20 protein-coding genes and 1 riboswitch are annotated in these 18,772 nt (G+C 63.2%); of the genes, 11 read left to right on the top strand and 9 right to left on the bottom strand.

Going from position 1 to position 18,772, the window contains the following annotated elements; all coding sequences use genetic code 11:
- The first annotated feature begins 7 nt into the window (after window positions 1-7).
- On the top strand, window positions 8-766 hold the full coding sequence (locus D1012_RS00305) for a precorrin-2 C(20)-methyltransferase (protein WP_233516970.1): 759 nt from the start codon (window positions 8-10) through the stop codon (window positions 764-766).
- Window positions 763-1,500, top strand: coding sequence for a precorrin-3B C(17)-methyltransferase (cobJ, locus tag D1012_RS00300; RefSeq protein ID WP_118149359.1), 738 nt, complete (start codon window positions 763-765; stop codon window positions 1,498-1,500). The genes D1012_RS00305 and cobJ overlap by 4 nt, the downstream gene beginning before the upstream one ends.
- Here the strand turns inward: cobJ and D1012_RS00295 are convergent.
- The gene (locus D1012_RS00295) at window positions 1,473-2,222 is read right to left on the bottom strand and encodes a cobalt-precorrin-6A reductase (RefSeq protein ID WP_199489420.1); all 750 of its coding nucleotides are present in this window, start codon (window positions 2,220-2,222) and stop codon (window positions 1,473-1,475) included. The two genes, cobJ and D1012_RS00295, sit on opposite strands and share 28 nt — an antisense overlap.
- A 1-nt stretch (window position 2,223) precedes the next feature.
- Here D1012_RS00295 and cbiE point away from each other — a divergent pair, with 1 nt between their 5' ends.
- The 7 genes from cbiE (at window position 2,224) to cobF (ending at window position 8,440) form a co-directional block, all read left to right on the top strand.
- Entirely contained in the window at window positions 2,224-3,402 is a 1,179-nt protein-coding gene (gene cbiE / locus D1012_RS00290) for a precorrin-6y C5,15-methyltransferase (decarboxylating) subunit CbiE (RefSeq protein ID WP_118149358.1), read from the top strand.
- Window positions 3,399-3,767, top strand: a complete 369-nt coding sequence (locus D1012_RS00285) for a cobalamin biosynthesis protein (RefSeq protein WP_118149985.1) — start codon at window positions 3,399-3,401, stop codon at window positions 3,765-3,767. Before cbiE ends, D1012_RS00285 begins: the two co-directional genes overlap by 4 nt.
- Window positions 3,764-4,546, top strand: coding sequence for a precorrin-4 C(11)-methyltransferase (cobM, locus tag D1012_RS00280; protein ID WP_118149357.1), 783 nt, complete (start codon window positions 3,764-3,766; stop codon window positions 4,544-4,546). Before D1012_RS00285 ends, cobM begins: the two co-directional genes overlap by 4 nt.
- Window positions 4,543-5,898 carry a cobyrinic acid a,c-diamide synthase CobB gene (locus D1012_RS00275; RefSeq protein WP_199489419.1) on the top strand — a complete coding sequence of 452 codons (1,356 nt, stop codon included), beginning with the start codon at window positions 4,543-4,545 and terminating at the stop codon, window positions 5,896-5,898. Before cobM ends, D1012_RS00275 begins: the two co-directional genes overlap by 4 nt.
- Complete coding sequence (cobA, locus tag D1012_RS00270) at window positions 5,895-6,614, top strand: uroporphyrinogen-III C-methyltransferase (protein WP_118149356.1); 720 nt, start codon at window positions 5,895-5,897, stop codon at window positions 6,612-6,614. Before D1012_RS00275 ends, cobA begins: the two co-directional genes overlap by 4 nt.
- Window positions 6,615-6,677: 63 nt before the next feature.
- Window positions 6,678-6,898, top strand: a riboswitch (cobalamin riboswitch).
- A gap of 33 nt (window positions 6,899-6,931) precedes the next feature.
- On the top strand, window positions 6,932-7,603 hold the full coding sequence (locus tag D1012_RS00265; RefSeq protein WP_118149355.1) for an energy-coupling factor ABC transporter permease: 672 nt from the start codon (window positions 6,932-6,934) through the stop codon (window positions 7,601-7,603).
- A gap of 66 nt (window positions 7,604-7,669) precedes the next feature.
- Window positions 7,670-8,440 (top strand): precorrin-6A synthase (deacetylating), encoded by a 771-nt coding sequence (gene cobF, locus D1012_RS00260; RefSeq protein ID WP_118149354.1) that lies wholly within the window; start codon window positions 7,670-7,672, stop codon window positions 8,438-8,440.
- A 56-nt stretch (window positions 8,441-8,496) separates the two neighbouring features.
- On the opposite strand, the gene D1012_RS00255 is transcribed toward cobF, so the two are convergent.
- From D1012_RS00255 to D1012_RS00220, 8 genes are read right to left on the bottom strand one after another with little or no spacing between them, the layout of a single operon-like run.
- Window positions 8,497-9,576 (bottom strand): protein-glutamate methylesterase/protein-glutamine glutaminase, encoded by a 1,080-nt coding sequence (locus D1012_RS00255; RefSeq protein WP_290427072.1) that lies wholly within the window; start codon window positions 9,574-9,576, stop codon window positions 8,497-8,499.
- A gap of 7 nt (window positions 9,577-9,583) precedes the next feature.
- Window positions 9,584-10,435, bottom strand: coding sequence for a CheR family methyltransferase (locus D1012_RS00250; protein WP_118149352.1), 852 nt, complete (start codon window positions 10,433-10,435; stop codon window positions 9,584-9,586).
- The gene (locus tag D1012_RS00245) at window positions 10,432-10,947 is read right to left on the bottom strand and encodes a chemotaxis protein CheW (RefSeq protein WP_118149351.1); all 516 of its coding nucleotides are present in this window, start codon (window positions 10,945-10,947) and stop codon (window positions 10,432-10,434) included. Before D1012_RS00245 ends, D1012_RS00250 begins: the two co-directional genes overlap by 4 nt.
- A gap of 55 nt (window positions 10,948-11,002) precedes the next feature.
- On the bottom strand, window positions 11,003-13,234 hold the full coding sequence (locus D1012_RS00240; RefSeq protein WP_199489418.1) for a HAMP domain-containing methyl-accepting chemotaxis protein: 2,232 nt from the start codon (window positions 13,232-13,234) through the stop codon (window positions 11,003-11,005).
- Between the two features lie 13 nt (window positions 13,235-13,247).
- The gene (locus D1012_RS00235; protein ID WP_118149349.1) at window positions 13,248-13,745 is read right to left on the bottom strand and encodes a chemotaxis protein CheW; all 498 of its coding nucleotides are present in this window, start codon (window positions 13,743-13,745) and stop codon (window positions 13,248-13,250) included.
- Between the two features lie 12 nt (window positions 13,746-13,757).
- Window positions 13,758-15,752, bottom strand: a complete 1,995-nt coding sequence (locus tag D1012_RS00230; RefSeq protein WP_118149348.1) for a chemotaxis protein CheA — start codon at window positions 15,750-15,752, stop codon at window positions 13,758-13,760.
- The gene (locus tag D1012_RS00225; RefSeq protein ID WP_118149347.1) at window positions 15,753-16,118 is read right to left on the bottom strand and encodes a response regulator; all 366 of its coding nucleotides are present in this window, start codon (window positions 16,116-16,118) and stop codon (window positions 15,753-15,755) included. It lies immediately after the preceding gene.
- Window positions 16,119-16,126: 8 nt separating this feature from the next.
- Complete coding sequence (locus tag D1012_RS00220; RefSeq protein WP_118149346.1) at window positions 16,127-16,417, bottom strand: hypothetical protein; 291 nt, start codon at window positions 16,415-16,417, stop codon at window positions 16,127-16,129.
- A 244-nt stretch (window positions 16,418-16,661) separates the two neighbouring features.
- On the opposite strand from D1012_RS00220, the gene D1012_RS00215 reads away from it, so the two are divergent.
- Together D1012_RS00215 and D1012_RS00210 are read left to right on the top strand one after the other, a co-directional pair.
- Window positions 16,662-18,167 carry a hypothetical protein gene (locus D1012_RS00215; RefSeq protein ID WP_158569130.1) on the top strand — a complete coding sequence of 502 codons (1,506 nt, stop codon included), beginning with the start codon at window positions 16,662-16,664 and terminating at the stop codon, window positions 18,165-18,167.
- Between the two features lie 120 nt (window positions 18,168-18,287).
- A complete protein-coding gene (locus tag D1012_RS00210) occupies window positions 18,288-18,770 on the top strand; it encodes a heme-degrading domain-containing protein (RefSeq protein ID WP_118149344.1) in 483 nt (160 codons plus the stop codon).
- Window positions 18,771-18,772 lie beyond the last annotated feature (2 nt).

The following is an 18,772-nucleotide window of genomic DNA, read 5'->3' as shown; positions in this document are numbered from 1 at the left end:
ACAGGACATGACCCAAGGCATGATCACAGGACGCATCATCTGCGCAGGGCTCGGCCCCGGCGATCCCGATCTGATCTCGGTCCGGTCCGACAGGGTGATCCGGGGGGCCGCGCATATCGCCTATTTCCGCAAGGCCGGGCGGCAAGGTCAGGCCCGGCGCATTGTCGAGGGGATGCTGACACCGGATGTGCGCGAACATGCGATGGAATATCCGGTGACCACCGAACTGCCCTTCGACAGCCCGGACTACATTCGCCTGCTGTCCGGTTTCTATGACGACTGGGCCGCGCAGCTGAAGGCGCTGGTTGCGACAGGTGTTGATGTGGTGGTGCTGTGTGAGGGCGACCCCTTTCTCTATGGGTCGTTCATGCATCTGTATGTGCGGCTGAAGGATCACGTGCCGGTCGAGGTCATTCCCGGCATTCCCGGCATGGTGGGCTGCTGGCATGCCAGCGGTGTGCCGATGACCTGGGGCGATGACGTGCTGACCGTGCTCATGGGCACCCTGCCCGAGGCAGAGCTGATCCGTCACATGCAGGGGGCCGATGCGCTGGCGATCATGAAAACCGGGCGCAACCTGCCACGGGTACGGCGCGCGCTGGCGGTGGCGGGGCGGCTGGAGGAGGCCTGGCTGATCGAGCGCGGCACGATGCCGGGTCAGCGCATCGCGCGGCTGGCAGAGGTAGAGGCGGCGGATTGCCCCTATTTCGCCATCGTGCTGGTGCATGGTCAGGGCCGCCGGCCAACCGCTGGGGGCGATGAATGACCGGCTGGATCGCGGTTGCCGGGCTTGGCCCCGGCGCTGACACTCTGGTAACCCCCGAGGTGACGCAGGCACTGGCCGATGCGACCGACGTGATCGGCTATATTCCCTATGTCGCCCGCGTGGCCCCCCGCCCCGGACTGGTGCTGCACCCGTCCGACAACCGGGTGGAGCTGGACCGGGCGACGCTGGCGCTGGAGCTTGCGGGAGCGGGTCGGCGGGTCGTGATCGTGTCGTCGGGTGATCCGGGCGTGTTCGCCATGGCCTCGGCCCTTTTCGAGGTGCTGGAGACGCGACCGCAGGATCATAGCGCCGATATCCGCATTCTGCCCGGAATCACCGCCATGCTGGCCGCTGCCGCCCGGGCGGGTGCGCCTTTGGGCCATGATTTCTGCGCCATCAACCTGAGCGACAATCTGAAACCCGCCGCCGTGGTCGAACGCCGCCTGCGCCATGCCGCGCGTGGCGGCTTTGCGATGGCGTTCTATAACCCGCGCTCAAAAGCCCGCCCGCATCAGTTTGCCCGCGTGCTGGAGATCCTGCGCGAGGAATGTGAGCCGGGCCGCCTGATCCTGTTCGCCCGCGCGGTCTCGACAGTGGATGAGGCGCTGACCACCGTGACGCTGGCCGAGGCTTTGCCCGAAATGGCCGATATGCGCACCGTGGTCATTGTCGGAAACCCGGCCACCCGGCGCGTCGGGCGCTGGCTTTATACCCCGCGTTCGGTGTCGCTATGATGCAGCCAGCGCATCACCTCGGGCACCGACCCCAGCACCAGACGCGGCGGCAGGGCTGGCCGGTCGATCAGGATCACCGGCAGACCCAACCGGCGCGCGGCGACCAGCTTGGCCCCCGCCCCGCTGCCGCCCGCGTTCTTGGCGACGATATGGGTGATGCGATTGTCCCGCAGGAGGGCAAGATCGCCCTCCACCGCAAAAGGCCCCCGCGCGATGACCGCAGCGGCATCCGGCAACGGCAACGGCGCATCGGGCGCGTCGACCAGCCGCAGCAGGTAATGATGCTGCGGTCTGGCGGCAAAGGGCGACAGGGTTTGCTTGCCGATCGCCAGAAACACCCTTGCGGGCGCATCTGGCAGGGCCTGAACTGCGGCCTGTACATCGGGCACATGGCGCCAGTCGTCACCGGGACCGGCCTGCCATTGCGGGCGTTCCAGCACCGCCAGCGGCACAACGCCTGCCGCACAGGCAGCAATGGCATTGCGGCTGATCTGCGCGGCAAAGGGGTGGGTGGCGTCGACGACATGGGTGATGCCTTCGGCGACAAGGTAATCCGCCAGCCCCTCCGCCCCGCCAAAGCCGCCGCAGCGCACTGGCACCGGCTGGGCCACCGGGGCCGCCGTGCGCCCGGCATAGGAAAACACTGCGTCGATCCCCGCCTCGGCAAGGGCGCGGGCCAGCAAGCTGGCTTCGGTCGTGCCGCCGAGCAAAAGGACGCGCATAATGTCTGAACCCTGGGTGTCGGTCATCGGTCTGGGCGAAGATGGCCTGTCCGGCCTGTCAGAGGCAAGCCGTGCCGCACTTGACGGCGCGGAAATCGTGTTCGGCGCGCCGCGCCATCTGGCTCTGGCGGCTGTCGGCGCGCGTGGGCGGGAATGGCCGGTGCCGTTTGATCTGGCCCCGCTGCTGGCGTTGCGCGGGCGCAAGGTGGCGATGCTGGTGTCGGGCGATCCGTTCTGGTTTGGCGCGGGCGGTTCTTTGGCGGCGCAATTGACGCTGCATGAATGGCAGGCTTTTCCGGTGGCGGGCACGTTCTCGCTGGTCGCGGCGCGTCTTGGCTGGCGGCTGGAACAGGTTGCCTGCATCGGCCTGCATGCCGCGCCCTTTGCCCGGCTGCGCCCGGTTCTGGCGCGCGGCGTACGCGTGATCTGCACGCTGCGCGATGCCGCAGCGGTGGCCGAGCTGGCGGACTGGCTGGCCGCAAACGGCTTTGGCGCTGTGCGCCTGACAGTGTGTGAGGCCATGGGTGGCACGCGGGAGCGGCTGCGCCAAGGGGCGGGCTGGCCCGACATCGCCGCGCCGGTGGCCGTAGCGCTGGAGGGGGCGGACCTGCCGCGCCAGGCGGGTCTGTCGCGCGCCTCTGGCCTGCCGGATGACAGCTTTGCCCATGACGGCCAGATCACCAAACGCCCGGTGCGGGCGCTGACGCTTTCGGCTCTTGCACCAAGGCCGGGCGAGTTGCTTTGGGATATCGGCGCAGGGTCAGGCTCGATCTCGGTCGAGTGGTGTCTGGCTGGTGGGCACGCTGTGGCCATCGAGGCGCGGGCGGATCGCGCCGTGAATATTCGTCTGAACGCCGACGCCTTTGGCCTGACGCACCGGCTGCGGGTGGTGGAGGGCAAGGCCCCGGCGGCTTTGCAGGATCTGCCCCTGCCCGATGCGGTGTTCATTGGTGGCGGCGGTGATGCGACCCTGCATGATGCGGTCTGGTCGCGACTGCCCGAGGGCACCCGTCTGGTGGCCAACGCGGTAACGCTGGAGGGGGAGGGCGTGCTTGCTGCCCGCCATGCCCGGTATGGCGGCACGCTGCTGCGGATTGATCTGGCCGAAGCGGCCCCGCTAGGCGGCTTTCGTGGCTGGCAGGCCAGCCGCCCAGTCGTGCAATGGAGCGTGACAAGATGAAGGTCGCCGGGTTCGGGTTCCGCAAGGATGCGCCCTATGAGTCGTTCCGCGCCGCCCTGCAACAGGTCGAGGGGGTCGGTGGCCCGGTCACGCTGCTTGCAACGGTCGCGGCAAAGGCCATGGCACCCGCCTTGCAGCGGCTGGCGACAGAACGCGGGATGATTGTGCTGGGCGTCGCGGTGGCAGGCATCGACACGCCCACCCGCTCGGCGCGGGTACAAGCGCTGTACGGCACCGGATCGGTGGCCGAAGCCGCAGCTCTGGCGGCGGCGGGCGCAAATTCCACCCTCATCGTCGGGCGGATGGATGCGCCGGACGGAACGGTAACCTGCGCCATGGCGCTTGGCAAAGGAGCCATCGAATGACCGTGCATTTCATCGGTGCGGGGCCGGGGGCCGCCGATCTGATCACCCTGCGCGGGCGTGACCTGATCGCCGCTTGTCCGGTTTGTCTCTATGCGGGCAGTCTGGTGCCCGAGGCGCTGCTGGCGCATTGCCCGCCGGGGGCGAGGGTTGTGAACACGGCCTCGCTCAGCCTTGATGACATCATTGCCGAGATTGTCGCGGCCCATGCCGCAGGTCATGACGTGGCGCGGCTGCATTCCGGCGATCTGTCGGTCTGGTCGGCGATGGGGGAGCAGTTGCGCCGCCTGCGCGCACTGGACATTCCCTATGACATAACCCCCGGCGTGCCCGCCTTTGCCGCCGCCGCGGCGGTGCTGGGGGCTGAACTGACCCTGCCGGGCGTCGCGCAATCGCTGGTGCTGACCCGCACTTCAGGCCGCGCGTCAGCCATGCCCGAAGGCGAAAGCCTTGAGAATTTCGCGCGCACCGGGGCGACGCTGGCGATTCACCTGTCGGTGCATGTGCTGGGCGATGTGCAGGCACGGCTGATCCCGCATTACGGGGCCGATTGCCCCGTGGCCGTGGTGTTCCGCGCGTCCTGGCCCGATCAACGGGTGGTGCGCGCCACGTTGGCGACGCTGGATGCCAGCATCGGCGACGGCGAACGCACGGCGCTGATCCTCGTGGGTCGGGCGCTTGCGGCCAGCGATTTTGACGAAAGCCGGCTCTATGCCGGGGATTATGACCGGCGCTATCGCCCGGTCGGCACCGCACCACGTTTCCCCGAAGGCCACGAATGACACGCCCGATGCCACCCGGTCTGCTGATCTCGGCTCCCGCCTCGGGCACGGGCAAAACCACGGTGACGCTTGGGTTGCTGGCCGCGTTCCGGGCGCAGGGGCTGCAGGTGCAGCCGTTCAAGAGCGGGCCGGATTACATCGACCCCACTTTTCACACCGCGGCGGCGGGCCGGGTTTCAGTCAACCTTGACACCTGGGCGATGCCCCCTGCCCGGATCGCGGCTTTGGCGCGGGCCGCCGAAGGAGCCGATCTGGTTCTGGCCGAAGGCTCGATGGGGCTGTTTGACGGCGTGGCCCGGCCGGGAGAAAGCGGGGCCGGGGCCAGTGCGGATCTGGCGGCGCTGATGGGCTGGCCGGTTATTCTGGTGCTGGATGTGTCGGGGCAGGCACAAACGGCGGCGGCGGTCGCCATGGGCCTTGCCCGGTTCAGACCCGATGTGCAGGTCGCAGGCGTGATCCTGAACAAGGTGGCCTCGCCCCGCCACGAGGCGCTGGTGCGCGCGGGGATGGAAGCTGCGGGCCTGACCGTGCTCGGGGCCTTGCCGCGCAGCGCGCATGTGGCGCTGCCAGAGCGGCATCTTGGTCTGGTGCAGGCCGAGGAATTGCCCCGGCTGATGCAGATCCTGTCGGATGCAGCGAGCTTTGTGACCGATAACTGCGACCTGCCCGCGATCCGCGCGGCGGCACGGTGCGGCACAGAGCGGAATGATGAGGCGGCTGGCACCACGGTTCCGGCACCGGGGGAGCGGGTGGCACTGGCACGCGATGCGGCGTTTTCCTTTGTCTATCCACATCTTCTGACCAGCTGGCGGGAACAGGGTGCAACAATTCTGCCGTTCTCACCTTTGGCGGATGAGGGGCCGGACCCGTCCGCAACCGCCTGCTGGCTGCCGGGTGGCTACCCCGAGTTGCATGCCCCGCGCCTTGCCGCCTGTGACGGTTTTCGGAGCAGTCTTGCCGAATTTTCCCGCACCCGGCCGGTGCATGGCGAATGCGGCGGCTACATGGCCTTGGGTCAGGGCCTGATCGCGGCGGATGGAACGCGGCACCGGATGGCAGGGCTGCTGGGGCTGGAAACCAGCTTTGCCAAACGCCGGATGCATCTGGGCTACCGGCTGGCGCGGCTGGCGCAGCCCTGTGCCGGGTTTGGCACCGGCACTCTGCTGCGCGGCCATGAGTTTCACTATGCGACCATCCTGTCGCAGCCGGATGATCCTCTGGCAACAGTGGTGGATGCCAATGGCCAAGCGGTGGAAGAGTCCGGATCAGTCCGGCATTTTGTTGGCGGGGGGATGGTAAGCGGCAGCTTTTTCCATCTGATCGGGCCGGCCAGCATCGGGGATCTGTCATGACCGGCATTGTCTCTTTCGTCTCCTCCGGTCCCGGCGACCCGGAATTGCTGACGCTCAAGGCCGCGCGCCGTCTGGCCGAGGCCGATGTGGTGCTGTTTGACGATCTGGCCTCTGGCCCGGTGCTGTCCCATGCCGGGCCGCAGGCGGAGCTGGTGGCGGTGGGAAAACGCGCAGGCCGGGCCTCCCCCAAGCAGGATCACGTCAGCCGTTTGCTGGTCGATCATGCCCGGACGGGGGCGCGGGTGGTGCGGCTGAAATCGGGGGACAGCGGCATTTTCGGGCGGCTGGAGGAAGAGATCCTTGCCCTGACCGAGGCCGGTATCCGCTTTGAAATCATCCCCGGTGTGCCCTCGGCCTGTGCGGCAGCGGCGGCGGCGGGCATACCGCTGACGCGGCGACTGACCGCGCGGCGGGTGCAGTTCATCACCGGGGCCGATGTGACCGGCGATCTGCCACAAGGGCTGAATTGGGCGGCATTGGCCGATCCTTTGGCGACCACGGTGGTTTTTATGGGCAAGCGCACCTTTCCCGCACTGGCGCAGGCACTGATCACGCACGGACTGCCGCCAGAGACCCCTACCCTGCTGGCCGAAGCCGTCGGGCATCCGCAGCAGGTGTTGACCCGCTCCACTCTGGCAGCTCTGGCGGCACAACTGGCACAGGGCAGCGGGGATCAGCCGGCACTGATTTTGTACGGCCCCCTGGCAGGCGGGTGACGCAAACGACGCAAGCGCCCTCAATGCGGTCGCTTGCCAGCTTGACCTGTCACCGGCTAGGGCGCAAGAAAGTAGCCTCAAGGTGCCCGAAGCGACAACAAGCAGAGGGCTCAAACGGGAATGGGGAAGGGCGGACCAAATCGCGGCGCCCCCACCCCAGCCGCCCCCGCGACTGTCAGCGGTGAGCGGTCATCCGAAATGCCACTGGCCTTTTCAAAGGCTGGGAAGGCGGATGACCGTTGCGACCCGCAAGCCAGGAGACCGGCCTTGCAACCGCAACCTGTTCAACCGTCGGGTGTGACGGCAAGGAGACTGACATGCATATCGAACCCGGCCTCGTCGATGGGGCCAAAATTACCCTGAGCTATGCCACCGCAGCGGCCGCCGGGGCCACCGGCCTTTGGTTTGCCCGCGAAACGGTCAAAGAACGCGGGCTGATGTCGCTGGCGGTACGGAGCGTGATTGCCGCCGTGCTGACATTTGTGTTCTTTGAAATTCTGCCGACCTTTCCCGTCGGCGTGTCCGAGGTGCACTTCATTCTGGGGTCCACCTTGTTCCTGATCCTTGGCGCGGGGCCATCGGCGATTGGTCTGGCGCTTGGGCTGCTGGTGCAAGGCCTGTTCTTTGCCCCCGCCGATCTGCCGCAATTCGGGATGAACGTGACCACGCTTCTGGTGCCGCTCTTTGCCCTGACGGCGCTGGCGCGCCGTCTGATCGCACCGGGCACGGCCTATATTGATCTGAAGTATGCCCAGGTGCTGGCCCTGTCGGCCTGCTATCAGGGTGGCGTCGTGGCATGGGTGGCATTCTGGGCGATCTACGGCATGGGAACCGAGGCGTTTGCCCCGATCGGCACCTTTGCCGTGGCATATCTGGCGGTGATCGTGCTGGAGCCGCTGGCCGATCTGGCCGTGCTGGCCGGTGCCAAAGCCCTACGCGGCAAGACTCCGCCGACTTTGGTCGAGCCGCGTCTCTACGCTTCGGCATAAGCGGAACGGCGCAACACCAGGGCGCGGTTCATCAGAGCCGCGCCTTTTCCTGTTCATGAGGCGGCAATGATCACCCTGTTCCTGATCGGCATCGGCACTGGCAACCCGGACCATCTGACCGCCGAGGCGGCAAAGGCGATCGGCGAGGCTGATCTGATCCTCATTCCGCTGAAAGGCGAAGACAAGGCAGATCTGGCCGGGCTACGGCTGGACATCTGCAAACGCTGGGTCACACGACCAGAGGCCCGGATCGAGACCTTTGCCCTTCCGGTGCGGGACCCCGCAACGCCGGATTACCTGACACGGGTGAGCGACTGGCATGACAGCATCGCGCAGATCTGGCAGGACCGCATTCGGGCCCATCTGGACGCCGGCGGCGGCACACGTATTGCGCTTCTGGTCTGGGGTGACCCGTCTCTTTATGACAGTACCTTGCGCATCGCCGAACGGGTGTCGCACGCCCTGCCCCTGCGACTTCGGGTGATCCCCGGTATCACCGCGATACAGGCGCTCTGCGCCGCCCATGCGATTCCTCTGAACGACCTTGCATCCGCGGTTGTCATCACCACCGGGCGCAATCTGCGGCGCGACGGCTGGCCACCGGGGGCGCAAACCGTGGTTGTGATGCTCGACAGCGGCGGTGCCTTTTGCACGCTGGGGGCTGCGGATGTGTCGATCTGGTGGGGCGCCTATCTTGGCCTGCCGGAACAGATGCTGATCTCTGGCCCACTGACCGGGGTGTCGGCGCAAATCGTGACTGAACGGGCCAGGGCGCGGGAAAGACATGGCTGGATCATGGACATTTACCTGCTGCGCAAACCTGTGGCAGCGCCCTGAAATCCGAGGCTTCACCCCCGGTGCCACTCGCCGGGCAAAACAGGTCGTTCGCGCACTCATATCCGGCCCAGCCTCAGCGCTGCGGCTGCCATCCGCCCTAGCGGCATCTCTTCTTCGACCCCGCCATGGCGCATCGCCTCCTTTGGCATGCCATAGACCACGGAACTTGCCTCGTCCTGCCCGATGGTCCGTGCCCCGGCATCTCGCATTTCCTTCAGACCGCGGGCACCATCGTCGCCCATGCCGGTCATGATCACACCAATCGCGTTCGGCCCCGCATAGCGCGCGACCGAGCGGAACAGGACATCAACCGAAGGGCGATGGCGCAGCACAAGCGGCCCGTCGCGCACATCGACCGTATAGGTGGCACCACTGCGGTTAAGCAGGCTGTGCCGGTTCCCCGGCGCAATCAACGCGTGACCGCGCAAGAGCCGGTCGCCCTGTGCCGCCTCCTTTACCGAGACCGCACAGATGCTGTCGAGCCTGCGCGCAAAAGCGGCGGTAAAGCCTTCTGGCATATGCTGAACGATAATGATCGGAGGACAATCAACCGGCATCGCTTCCAGAAAGATCCGCACCGCTTCGGTGCCCCCGGTCGACGCGCCCACCGCGATCACCCGCTCGGTGGTCTTTGCCATCGCCCGATTCGATGGGGCGGGCAGCATCGCATCTGCTGTCAGCTTGGCAGTCGGCGCCGTTTCCCGAAGACGACCCAGACGGGCCTGCGCCGCAGCCTTGACCACATCACAAATCCGGATCCGGCTCTCCTCCAGAAAGTCCCGGATGCCGACCTGCGGTTTGCAAATGATGTCCACTGCGCCGGCATCCAGCACGCGCGTCAGGGTTTCAGTATTCGCGCCGACTAGCGAAGAACACATGACCACCGGAATGGGATGCTGCGACATAATCTTGCGCAGAAAAGTTATCCCATCCATGCGAGGCATCTCGACATCAAGGGTAATGACATCAGGCCGCTGCTGGCGGATCAGTTGCGCGGCGGCGAAGGGATCACCCGCCGTCCCCATCACCTCCAGTTCGGGGTCTGATGAAAGAAGGTCGGCCATGACCTGGCGCACAACGGCGCTGTCATCGACCACAAGAACCCGGTACTTCCGGCCGCCAGGCAATTGAGTCACAACGGTCTCACTCCTTTCGATAGATTGATGGTGCCACCAGCGTCATGCCGGGTGGCGGGCTGGCAAGCCCCTCGGAATGTCCGGTCAGGAGATAACCGCCTGGCTGAATTCGCCGCGCAACATTTGCGGCAGCGCGAAGCTGATCTTCTGCATCAAAGTAAATGAGCACATTGCGCAGAAAGGCGATGTCAGCCGTAAGTGCCATGCCCGAAGGCAGATCAAGAAGGTTCACCCAGCCAAGCCGGGCCCGGCTTCGCAATTCCGGCGCGATCCTGTATCGCGACTTAGCATCTGGCGCACCGCGTGACCGCAGCAGATAGCGTTTCCGCATCTCTTCCGGAATCGGCAGGATATCGTCCTCTTCAAAGATCGCCTGCGCCGCCTTGACCAGGATTTTCTGCGACACATCTGTTCCGACAAGATCCCAGCGCAGATTTCGGTTGCGGCCATATCCATCGACAACCATACCGGCGGACCAGAGTTCCGCGCCAGTCGAACAGGCCGCGCTCCAGATCACAAGCGGCCTGTCCAGCCCTGCGCCTTCAGCAACCACCGCCGGAAGGCCCACGGCCATCATCCAGTCATAATGGGCACGCTCGCGGAAAAATGACGTCGTATGCGTTGTCAACGCTTCAACCAGGCGCAAAGCGGCAAGGCCGGTCGGGTTGACACGCAGATGTTTCACATATTCCTCGACGTTGGCAACGCCGGACGTCTGCAGGAGGCGATTGATACGATGTTCGAGAAAGCTGGTTTTTGTCGGGGCAATCGAGATTCCACTAAGACGGTGCACGGCATCAACGAGAATCTGAGATTGCTCCGCACCAATCCGCCCACGTTGCGGGAGTGAGCCATTCATCCGAAATCAAACGCGCCAGGAACGTTGGCCCGGAAGACGGTGTCAAGCGCGAGAATCTGCACGAGCCGCCCGTTAATGCGCGTGACCCCCCGCAGAACGGAGGCATCCCAACTTGTCATGGCGCTTGGTGCGGACCCGATTTCGCCCTCCGGGATCTCGACCACACCAAGCACACGATCGGCGATGACTCCGATCGGGGTTCTAGGATTGGTGCCGAACTCCAGAACAATGATCCGACCATTGCCCTCGGGATTGCTCCCATGCAGGCAGAGCCGCCCAGGCAGATCAACAAGCGCGACATTTTCACCGCGGATATCAATCATTCCGAGCAGATCGCCAGGAGCATTCGGCAAACGTGTGATGGTCTGCATATCAAGAATTTCGCGGACCATAGATACATCCACAGCAAGAGTCTGTTCTGCCAGTACAAAAGTTACATACGTGCGGGGATCATCGACGATCAGCAGGTCATCGTCTGTCCATGCCTCTTCAGCCAAGGCGGTTGCCGTCATATCATGTCACCTGCATGTGAGGGCCAGAGCAGCGGGTGCTACACCGGAGGTTCAATCAATAGCGCTGGAAGTCTTCATCGCTGCCGCTCGCAGCATCGCTCCCCAGATCTAGCAAGACGCCGTTCTGAAACGCCTGGGTTGCACCATTAGACTTTGGCTTTACGATAAGCTGACCACTGGTGCGTGGACGCTGCGTTGTAAAGGTCGGGCGTTGGGCGTGTGGCATGAGCCGGGAATGTTCCTCAGTCGGCGACGAACGCTGCACGCGCTCTTCACCAAGCCGGAAGAACCCGATGACACCGCGCAATTGCTCGGACTGTGTCGCGAGCTTCTCAGAGACGCTCGCCGCCTCGGTTGAGGCTGAAGCATTCTGCTGGATCACAGAGTCGAGCTGACGGATCGCCTCATTGATCTGTTCGGCACCAACATTTTGTTCCCGCGTCGCAGCGCTGATTTCCTGCACCAGATCGGCAGTACGCTTGATCGAAGGAACAAGTGACTGAAGCATCTCCCCCGCGCGCTGGCTGACTTCGACGGTTTTGCCAGACAACTGACTGATCTCGCCCGCCGCTTGCTGGCTGCGCTCGGCGAGCTTGCGAACCTCGGAGGCGACGACCGCAAAACCCTTGCCATGCTGACCGGCACGGGCCGCCTCAACCGCAGCATTCAGTGCCAGGAGATCAGTTTGTCGGGCAATTTCCTGGATGATGTTGATCTTTTCGGCAATGGTTTTCATGGCGCGCACAGCTTCGTCCACAGCCTTGCCGCTGTCCTCCGCCTCCTGAGCAGATTTTGTCGCGATCTTTTCAGTCTGGGCCGCGTTATCCGCCGACTGACGGATATTGGCCGACATCTGTTCCATAGAGGACGAGGCCTGTTCTGCGGCCGCCGCCTGCTCAGTCGCACCTTGGCTCAGTTGCTCTGCCGTTGCCGACATTGCTTGTGCGCCCTCGGCCACACCTGCGGCACTATGGTTCGCATTGGAAATCACATCGCGCAGTTTTTCAAGCATGCTTTCCAAGGCAATACCCAGTCCATCCACATCCGAGCGGCGCTTTGTCGTCACGCCCAGATCGCCCTGACTGATCTTTTCAGCGACAGTGGTTATCTCGCGGAGCGACCCCGACATCCTGTTCATCGCAGACAGAAGGTCACCAATTTCATCGCGACTGGTTGACGTAGCGTCTACAGTCAGATCACCTTGCTCAACAGCCCGTGCAACCGTGACGGCGCGGCTCAGCCCACGCGAGATCGTGATCGACAACCAGAACGCAGCAGCGATGCCGATACCGGCGGCCACCAACCCCAGTGTGATCAGCACGGCGCGCGATGTCTCGTAAACCTCCAATGCAGTCTGTTTGCCATCTGCGACCCGCTGTTTGCTGAAATTCGCCATCGCATATGCGGACCCGATCACTTTTTCGAAAGTGGGGATAAGCCGCTCGCGCAGCATTTCAGTGGCGTGTACATTGCTGTTTTCAAGCGATAGGGCTGTGCCGCGCATAAGCGCATCTCGCCAGACGTCCCACCCTGCGATGATCGTTTCGACGGCACGGCTGTCAGTGGCGCCGGCAAAGCTACGGGCCTGGACCAGATCTTGGGTGAGCGAAATCTGTAGGGGTTCAAGACGCCCCGCCAGATCTGCCAGCTCTGAATCGACCCAAGCCATGAGCATGTCGCGTTCAATTTCCCGCAAGGCACGCATTGTATCGATCGCGCCATCAATCGAGGCCTCAAGCGATACCATTCGCGGATCGCGCACCTCTGCGACGGCTATGCGATCCCGGACGCTGGCGATCAACGTCTCCGAAGCATTGTAAAGGGTTTCATATGAAGGGGTGCTTTCTTCGGCATACAGCAGGATCGCCCTTTCGCCGCTTTTTACAACACCCATCACACGCAACTCTGCCTCCACCCTGCGGAAGTCAGCCCAATCAGCGCTGAAGGCAGCTTGTAGGGCTTTGGCCTCGTCCGAATATACTATGCTGCCCAGGGTTTCAGTCAGCACGTCAGTTTCTGTCAGATACTGGTCGGTCAGACGAGCCTCTTCCGCGGCCTCTGCGACCGTTTCCGCCGCCAGATAGTCCTGAATCAAATTCATGGATCGTGTGGCAGTGCCCTGCATCGTCAGAGCCACTTCTAGCTGGCGCGCAAAGGTATCAACAATCGTGTCAATCTCGCCTTTCATATCGGATGTTTTTTTCAAGGCCGTGAAGCTGGAAGCTCCAAGCAGAGTGATCAGTACGGCAAATACCGCGATCAGTTTGGTTTTTATGGTCACGCGCATATCTGGTCCTTGCTCATGCTTGAATGGATGGCCCGGCGTCCGGGCGGAAGAGGGTGTCGGTATCAAGAAGGATGACAAGTGTATCGCCGTAACGGGCCACGCCGATGACATATTGTTCAGGCCAGCGGGCACCGAGTTCTGGCACGGGCTTAAGCGCGGCACGGTCGGTTTCAATGACCTCCTCCACCGCGTCTGCGAGGATGGCGAGGCGGGTTGCAACGCCGTTGACGGGAAGCTCCAGGACAATGATCCGCGCATGGTCATCTGCAGGCACAGTTGGCATGCGTAACCGCTGCCGGATATCGATCAACGGAGCGATTGCGCCGCGGACATTGATCAGGGCTGGAGCAAAAGCAGGCGCGTTGGGGACTGACGTCGTTGGCATAGGGTCAAGAATTTCGTGAACCTCCCCGACGGGCAAAGCAAATACATTTCCCGACAATCGGAAGATGAGCATCATCTCGGGCTCGGCAGTGCCAGGCTTCTGCGTGATCTGGTTTACAATCTGCATAGACGGAACTCCTCAAGCACTTTGCCGGTGCGCAATGCGCGCACGGCGGGCCAGGGTGACGACATCAATGATCAGGGCCACCGCGCCATCGCCCAGAATGGTTGCTCCTGCGAGACCCGCGATATTGCGGTGATAGATGCTCAGTGTTTTGATGACAGTCTGGTTCTGACCCAGGATATCATCAACCACCAGCCCGAGACGCTGACCGTCTGCCTTGACGATCACAACGCGGCGGCGGGCTTCGGTACTGGCAGGGCGCCCGAACACGTCATCAAGGTCAAGAAAGGGCACCAGATGCTCACGGATCTGGAGCATTGAGCGGCCACTTTCCCGGTGCCTTTCAGCCTCTTCAAACTCAACACATTCTTCAACCGCTGCCAGCGGGATCACAAAAGCCGATGTACCAAGCCGAACGAGAAAGCCGTCGATGATCGCAAGCGTCACTGGCAGCCGCAGGGTGACACGTGTACCGCGACCGGGCAACGTCGCGATTTCGGTCTGGCCCCGAAGCCCCTCCACCGCACTTCGCACCGCGTCCATACCCACACCGCGACCTGACACGCTTGACAAGGCAGAGGCCGTCGAGAACCCTGGCGCAAAGATCAGCTGATGGATTTCGCTGGCGCTTTGCGGGGCGTCGGCTGGCAACAGGCCACGTTCGACGGCTCTGGCTCTGATCGCCTCTGTGTTCAGGCCGGCGCCATCATCCTCGATCGCGATCAGCACTTCGCCACCCTCTTGCCGGGCAGAGAGCGTGACTTTGCCTCGGGCAGGTTTTCCGGCCGCCAGGCGGCTGGCAGCATCCTCGAGGCCATGATCCATACTGTTGCGGATCATGTGGACCAACGGTTCGGACAGTCGGTCGATCACGTTCTTGTCGAGTTCTGTCTCGCCGCCTTCGACGGCTAGCATGACCTCCTTGCCGAGCTCCTGCGACAGATCGCGGACCACCCGTCGGAACTTGCCGAAAACAGATTCAATCGGCAACATCCGGACCGAAAGAGTTGCATCACGCAGGCCCGTCACCAGACGTTCCACCTCTTCGACAACGGCCTCAAGATCGGGATTCTGGCTTGCTGCAGCAATCTGATACAACCGCGCCTGAGCGATGACGAGTTCGCCCAGCTGATCCATGATATCGTCCAGCTTGCCGGCCGGCACACGGACGCTTTCACTGCTCCCGGTCGGAGCCGTCTGCGGGGCGCGCGGCTGCGGCAGTTGCGAGACATTCCCCGGCGGCCCTGCAGCTGCTACCGGCCCGATGGTTGGCCCGTTCGGAGACACCAGCTCTGTAATGTCCAGTGCGGCATCATCGGCAAACAGGAAAATCGCCTCGATCGCGTCGCGGGTCTGGGAGGTGGTAAGCGTGATTTCCCAGGCCAGATAGGATCGTTCCGGATCCAACTCGGTCAAAGGCGGCAGATCTGACGCATCGAGCCGGAATTCAGCCTGGCCCAGAGCTGCGATTTCGGCCATCAGCAGATCCGGACGCATACCATTGCGCAGCGCTGTGGCATCGGGGTGAAAGCGGATCGACCAGCGCCGCATCATCTGTTCGCGCGCCGACAGTTGCATCACAACCGGAGCGTTGCCCAACGTCGGGGACTGTGCGTGGCCGCCCACGATGGAGGCCAGTGTCGCCAGAAGGTGCGCGGCTTCCTCCGAAGCTTCAAGCCGGGCAGCCTCCGGACTGTCGCCGCCGCAATCCAGCAGCGCAGTCATATGATCGCGGGCACGCAACGATACGTCAATCAGCCGCGCGTCTATCTCCAGCCGTCCTTCACGGACACCGTCAAAGGCATCTTCAAAATGGTGGGTAAACCGCGCCAGGACTCCAAATCCGAACATCGAGCCGGATCCTTTGACCGTATGAAGAACGCGGAAAATGGCATCGACACGCTCACGATCAGTGCCGGTTTCGAGGTCCAGAAGCATTTCTTCCAGCCCTTCGAGCTGTTCGCGGGCTTCCAGAACAAATGCGTCGACGGCAGCGCTGAGATCAGTCATTTAACCCGCCAGTCTTTTTGCAACGCTGATGAGATTTTCGGGCGTGAAAGGTTTGGTGATCCAGCCCGTCGCACCTGCCGCCTTGCCCTCCGCCTTGGCTTCGGGTTTCGATTCTGTGGTCAACATGATGATCGGCACCCCAGCGCCCTTTGGCATGCGGCGCAGGGCACGGATGAATTCAAATCCGTTCATCACCGGCATGTTCAGATCGGTGATGACCAAAGAAACGGGTTCGGTCATGAACTTGTCCAGCCCGCTCTGACCATTATCGCCCTCAATGACCCTGTAGCCGAGCGGCGCGAGTGTAAGTTTGATCATGTCGCGGATCGACTTGCTGTCGTCGACTGCAAGAATTGTATGCGCCATAGCGGACCTTATCCCCGTATTGGAATATCAATAGAGAGCGCACCCAGCGCCCGGGACGCGCATGCTTCGAAACCCGAAAAGGCCCCCGCGCCAGCAAGTCCGAGCGCTGCGGCAATCAGATGCTGCAGCGCTGGAGCCGTCGGCGTATCGCCGGTCAGCTCAAGCCCGAGCGGAGCATCGGGTGTCGCGGCCTCAACCGCGGCCACAAGGACCGCCAGTGCAGCCTTGCTGTCCGCAACCGCAAGCGACTGGTCGATAAGGTGAACCGTGCCGTTTCCTGACCCGACTTGACTGAGCATTTCTGCGACTCGTTCCGTTGTTGTCCCACCGGAACCATGCGGTGCAAAACTTAAGAAAAAGCTTCGTGCTCAATTTTCATCCGTTCATTCCCGCGAAAGGACATCCGGCTATTCTGAGCAGACCAAACGTTGAGGAGTGCGATCAGACAGCATGGGTTCTCTTGCGGCAACCATGCCGGAAACATCCGGCAACTCCCTTTCAGAGGCTGGCATTGCCTGTCGCGATTCTTTCGCGGAGCTTGCCGTGCAACTCGCCGATGTCCAGAACGCGGTTCTGGCACTTCTCGACCTGTTTTCTGCTCTGGCAGAACATATTGCTGCACAAGGTGAAGGGTCAGACCCGGTGGATGAGGCTGATCGCGCGGCGCGGACTTTGCTCACTGCATTGCCGGCAACCTCGGGCGAGGCGTATGGCCGCGCCCTTTCTGCAACCCGCGCGGCACTGCAGGAAATTGCGCAGGAAGCCCGCTCGCTCAAGGCCTATGCATCTCTGACGCGACTGACGGCGGCTTCGCTGCGTGTCGATGTGCTGGAGGCCTATGTCGCCGAGGTACAACAGATTGCCGAGACCGTGCACGCAAATGCCCAGTCGCTGAACGAGTGCGTGGAGGTGATCAACAAAGAACGCGCGCCCGCGATGGAGTCACAACGGGCAGCCCAGACCGGATTGCATGATATGCTGGAAGACCTTGGCCCCGCGCGGGCGGCAAGCGCGGATCTAGCGGCTGAGGACCGGGCGTTCCGCACCGATCTCGGGCGTCGGGTAGACCGGCTGGCCCGCGGCGGGCGCACCGAGATTTCTGCATTGATCTCTATGGTGCAATTTGCAGATCAGTTTGCTCAGCGGCTGGAACATATCGAGACAATCCTCGGATCCGATGTGGATCGCAACGCCACAGCGCCGCTTGCGGGGGCGTTGGAATCAGCGCTGGTCGCGGATGCCGAGGCGATCTGTTCTGCGGCGGTGGGGGCGCTGAACAGGCTTGGCAACCTTGCCCGGCGTTCCGCCCTTGTGGAAGGGGACGCGCTTGCCACAAGCCCCCTTGGCCGCCTGCTGCAGGCCCGCCGTGAAGCGCTGGAATGTGTTCAGCGGTGCAACCACGCGACGGCGGCCTCGCTCTCTACGGCGGCGGCAGCGGCGCGGCAGATCTCTGAGGCGATTGCCGGGGCACAGCGGCAGTTTGATGCGCTTCGTGCCAGCGCCGCCAGCGTCAGCATCGCGGCGACCAATGCGCTTTTGTTACCGGGCCGAACCGGGGAAGCGCGCATGCCGCTGAGTGTGCTGGCAAAGGCGGTACAGGAAAGTTCTGCCGCCTTCCGCGACAAGACAGCAGCGGCCAGCCTGTCCATCGGCGGGCTGTCAGACAGCTTTGATGCCGCTGTCATCATCGCCCTTGAGGAGGGGCTTGCCGGGTTTGATGCTTCGGTCCAATTATCCTCTGTCCGGATCGGGGCGGCCGATGAAAGTCAGCGCAAGATCGGCTCTTTGCTCTCGGAAATCGGCCTTGCTCTGACAGAGCTCGACCGGGCCGCCCGTGACAGTCGCACGGCGATGGGTGACGTGCTACGCAGGCTGCGCACGTTGCGAAAAAACGCCGCCCCACGCCCGGTTGAACCGTCAGATCCGCAACCGCTTGAGCAGTTCATAGCGATTTACACCATGGCAAGGGAGCGCGAGGTTCATGCCGCCCTGACCGGGATTGCCCTCACCGAACCCGAACCCGCAGCCGATGAGATTGAGTTTTTCTGAACACGCTGCCGCCAGCCGGTTCGAAGCCGTCTGCCATGGGCAAGAATGCGCCCGGACCGCAGCCTTGCAGATGCCACCCATCCTGATAGTGTTTTTCATACCCTAACAGCTGAGGCCAAGATGACCGAACATGAGCTTCTGGCCGAAATCACCGCCAATGAGGCAAGGCTGATCTTTCCCCGTTTTGACGAGAATATTGCCTGGTCCATCGGACAGGCTCTCGTCGAACAGGGCCGCGCCAACGGATTGCCGATTGTCATCAACATCCGCACTCCGGACGCAACCTTGTTTCACGCGGCTTTGCCCGGATCAGCTCCTGACAATGACGAATGGGCCCGGCGCAAGTCCAACACGACGCTGCGCCGCCATCGGTCATCCTACGCGGTCGGGCTCGCGTTCAAGGCACGGGGCATCGCCACACCGGGCGCCGATGAGGGGCTGCCAATCGCCGATTTCGCAACCCATGGCGGCAGTGTGCCGGTGCGGTTGCAGGGCGGTCGTGTGGTGGCTGCAGTTACGGTGTCCGGCCTGCCGCAGGCCGAAGATCATGCGATGGTCGTCGCCGCGATGGCAGCAGAACTCCATCGGATCAACGCGTCATAAGT

This window comes from Pseudotabrizicola alkalilacus, assembly GCF_003443995.1.
GTDB lineage: Bacteria > Pseudomonadota > Alphaproteobacteria > Rhodobacterales > Rhodobacteraceae > Pseudotabrizicola > Pseudotabrizicola alkalilacus.
This window is presented reverse-complemented; position numbering and strand designations above follow the sequence as displayed.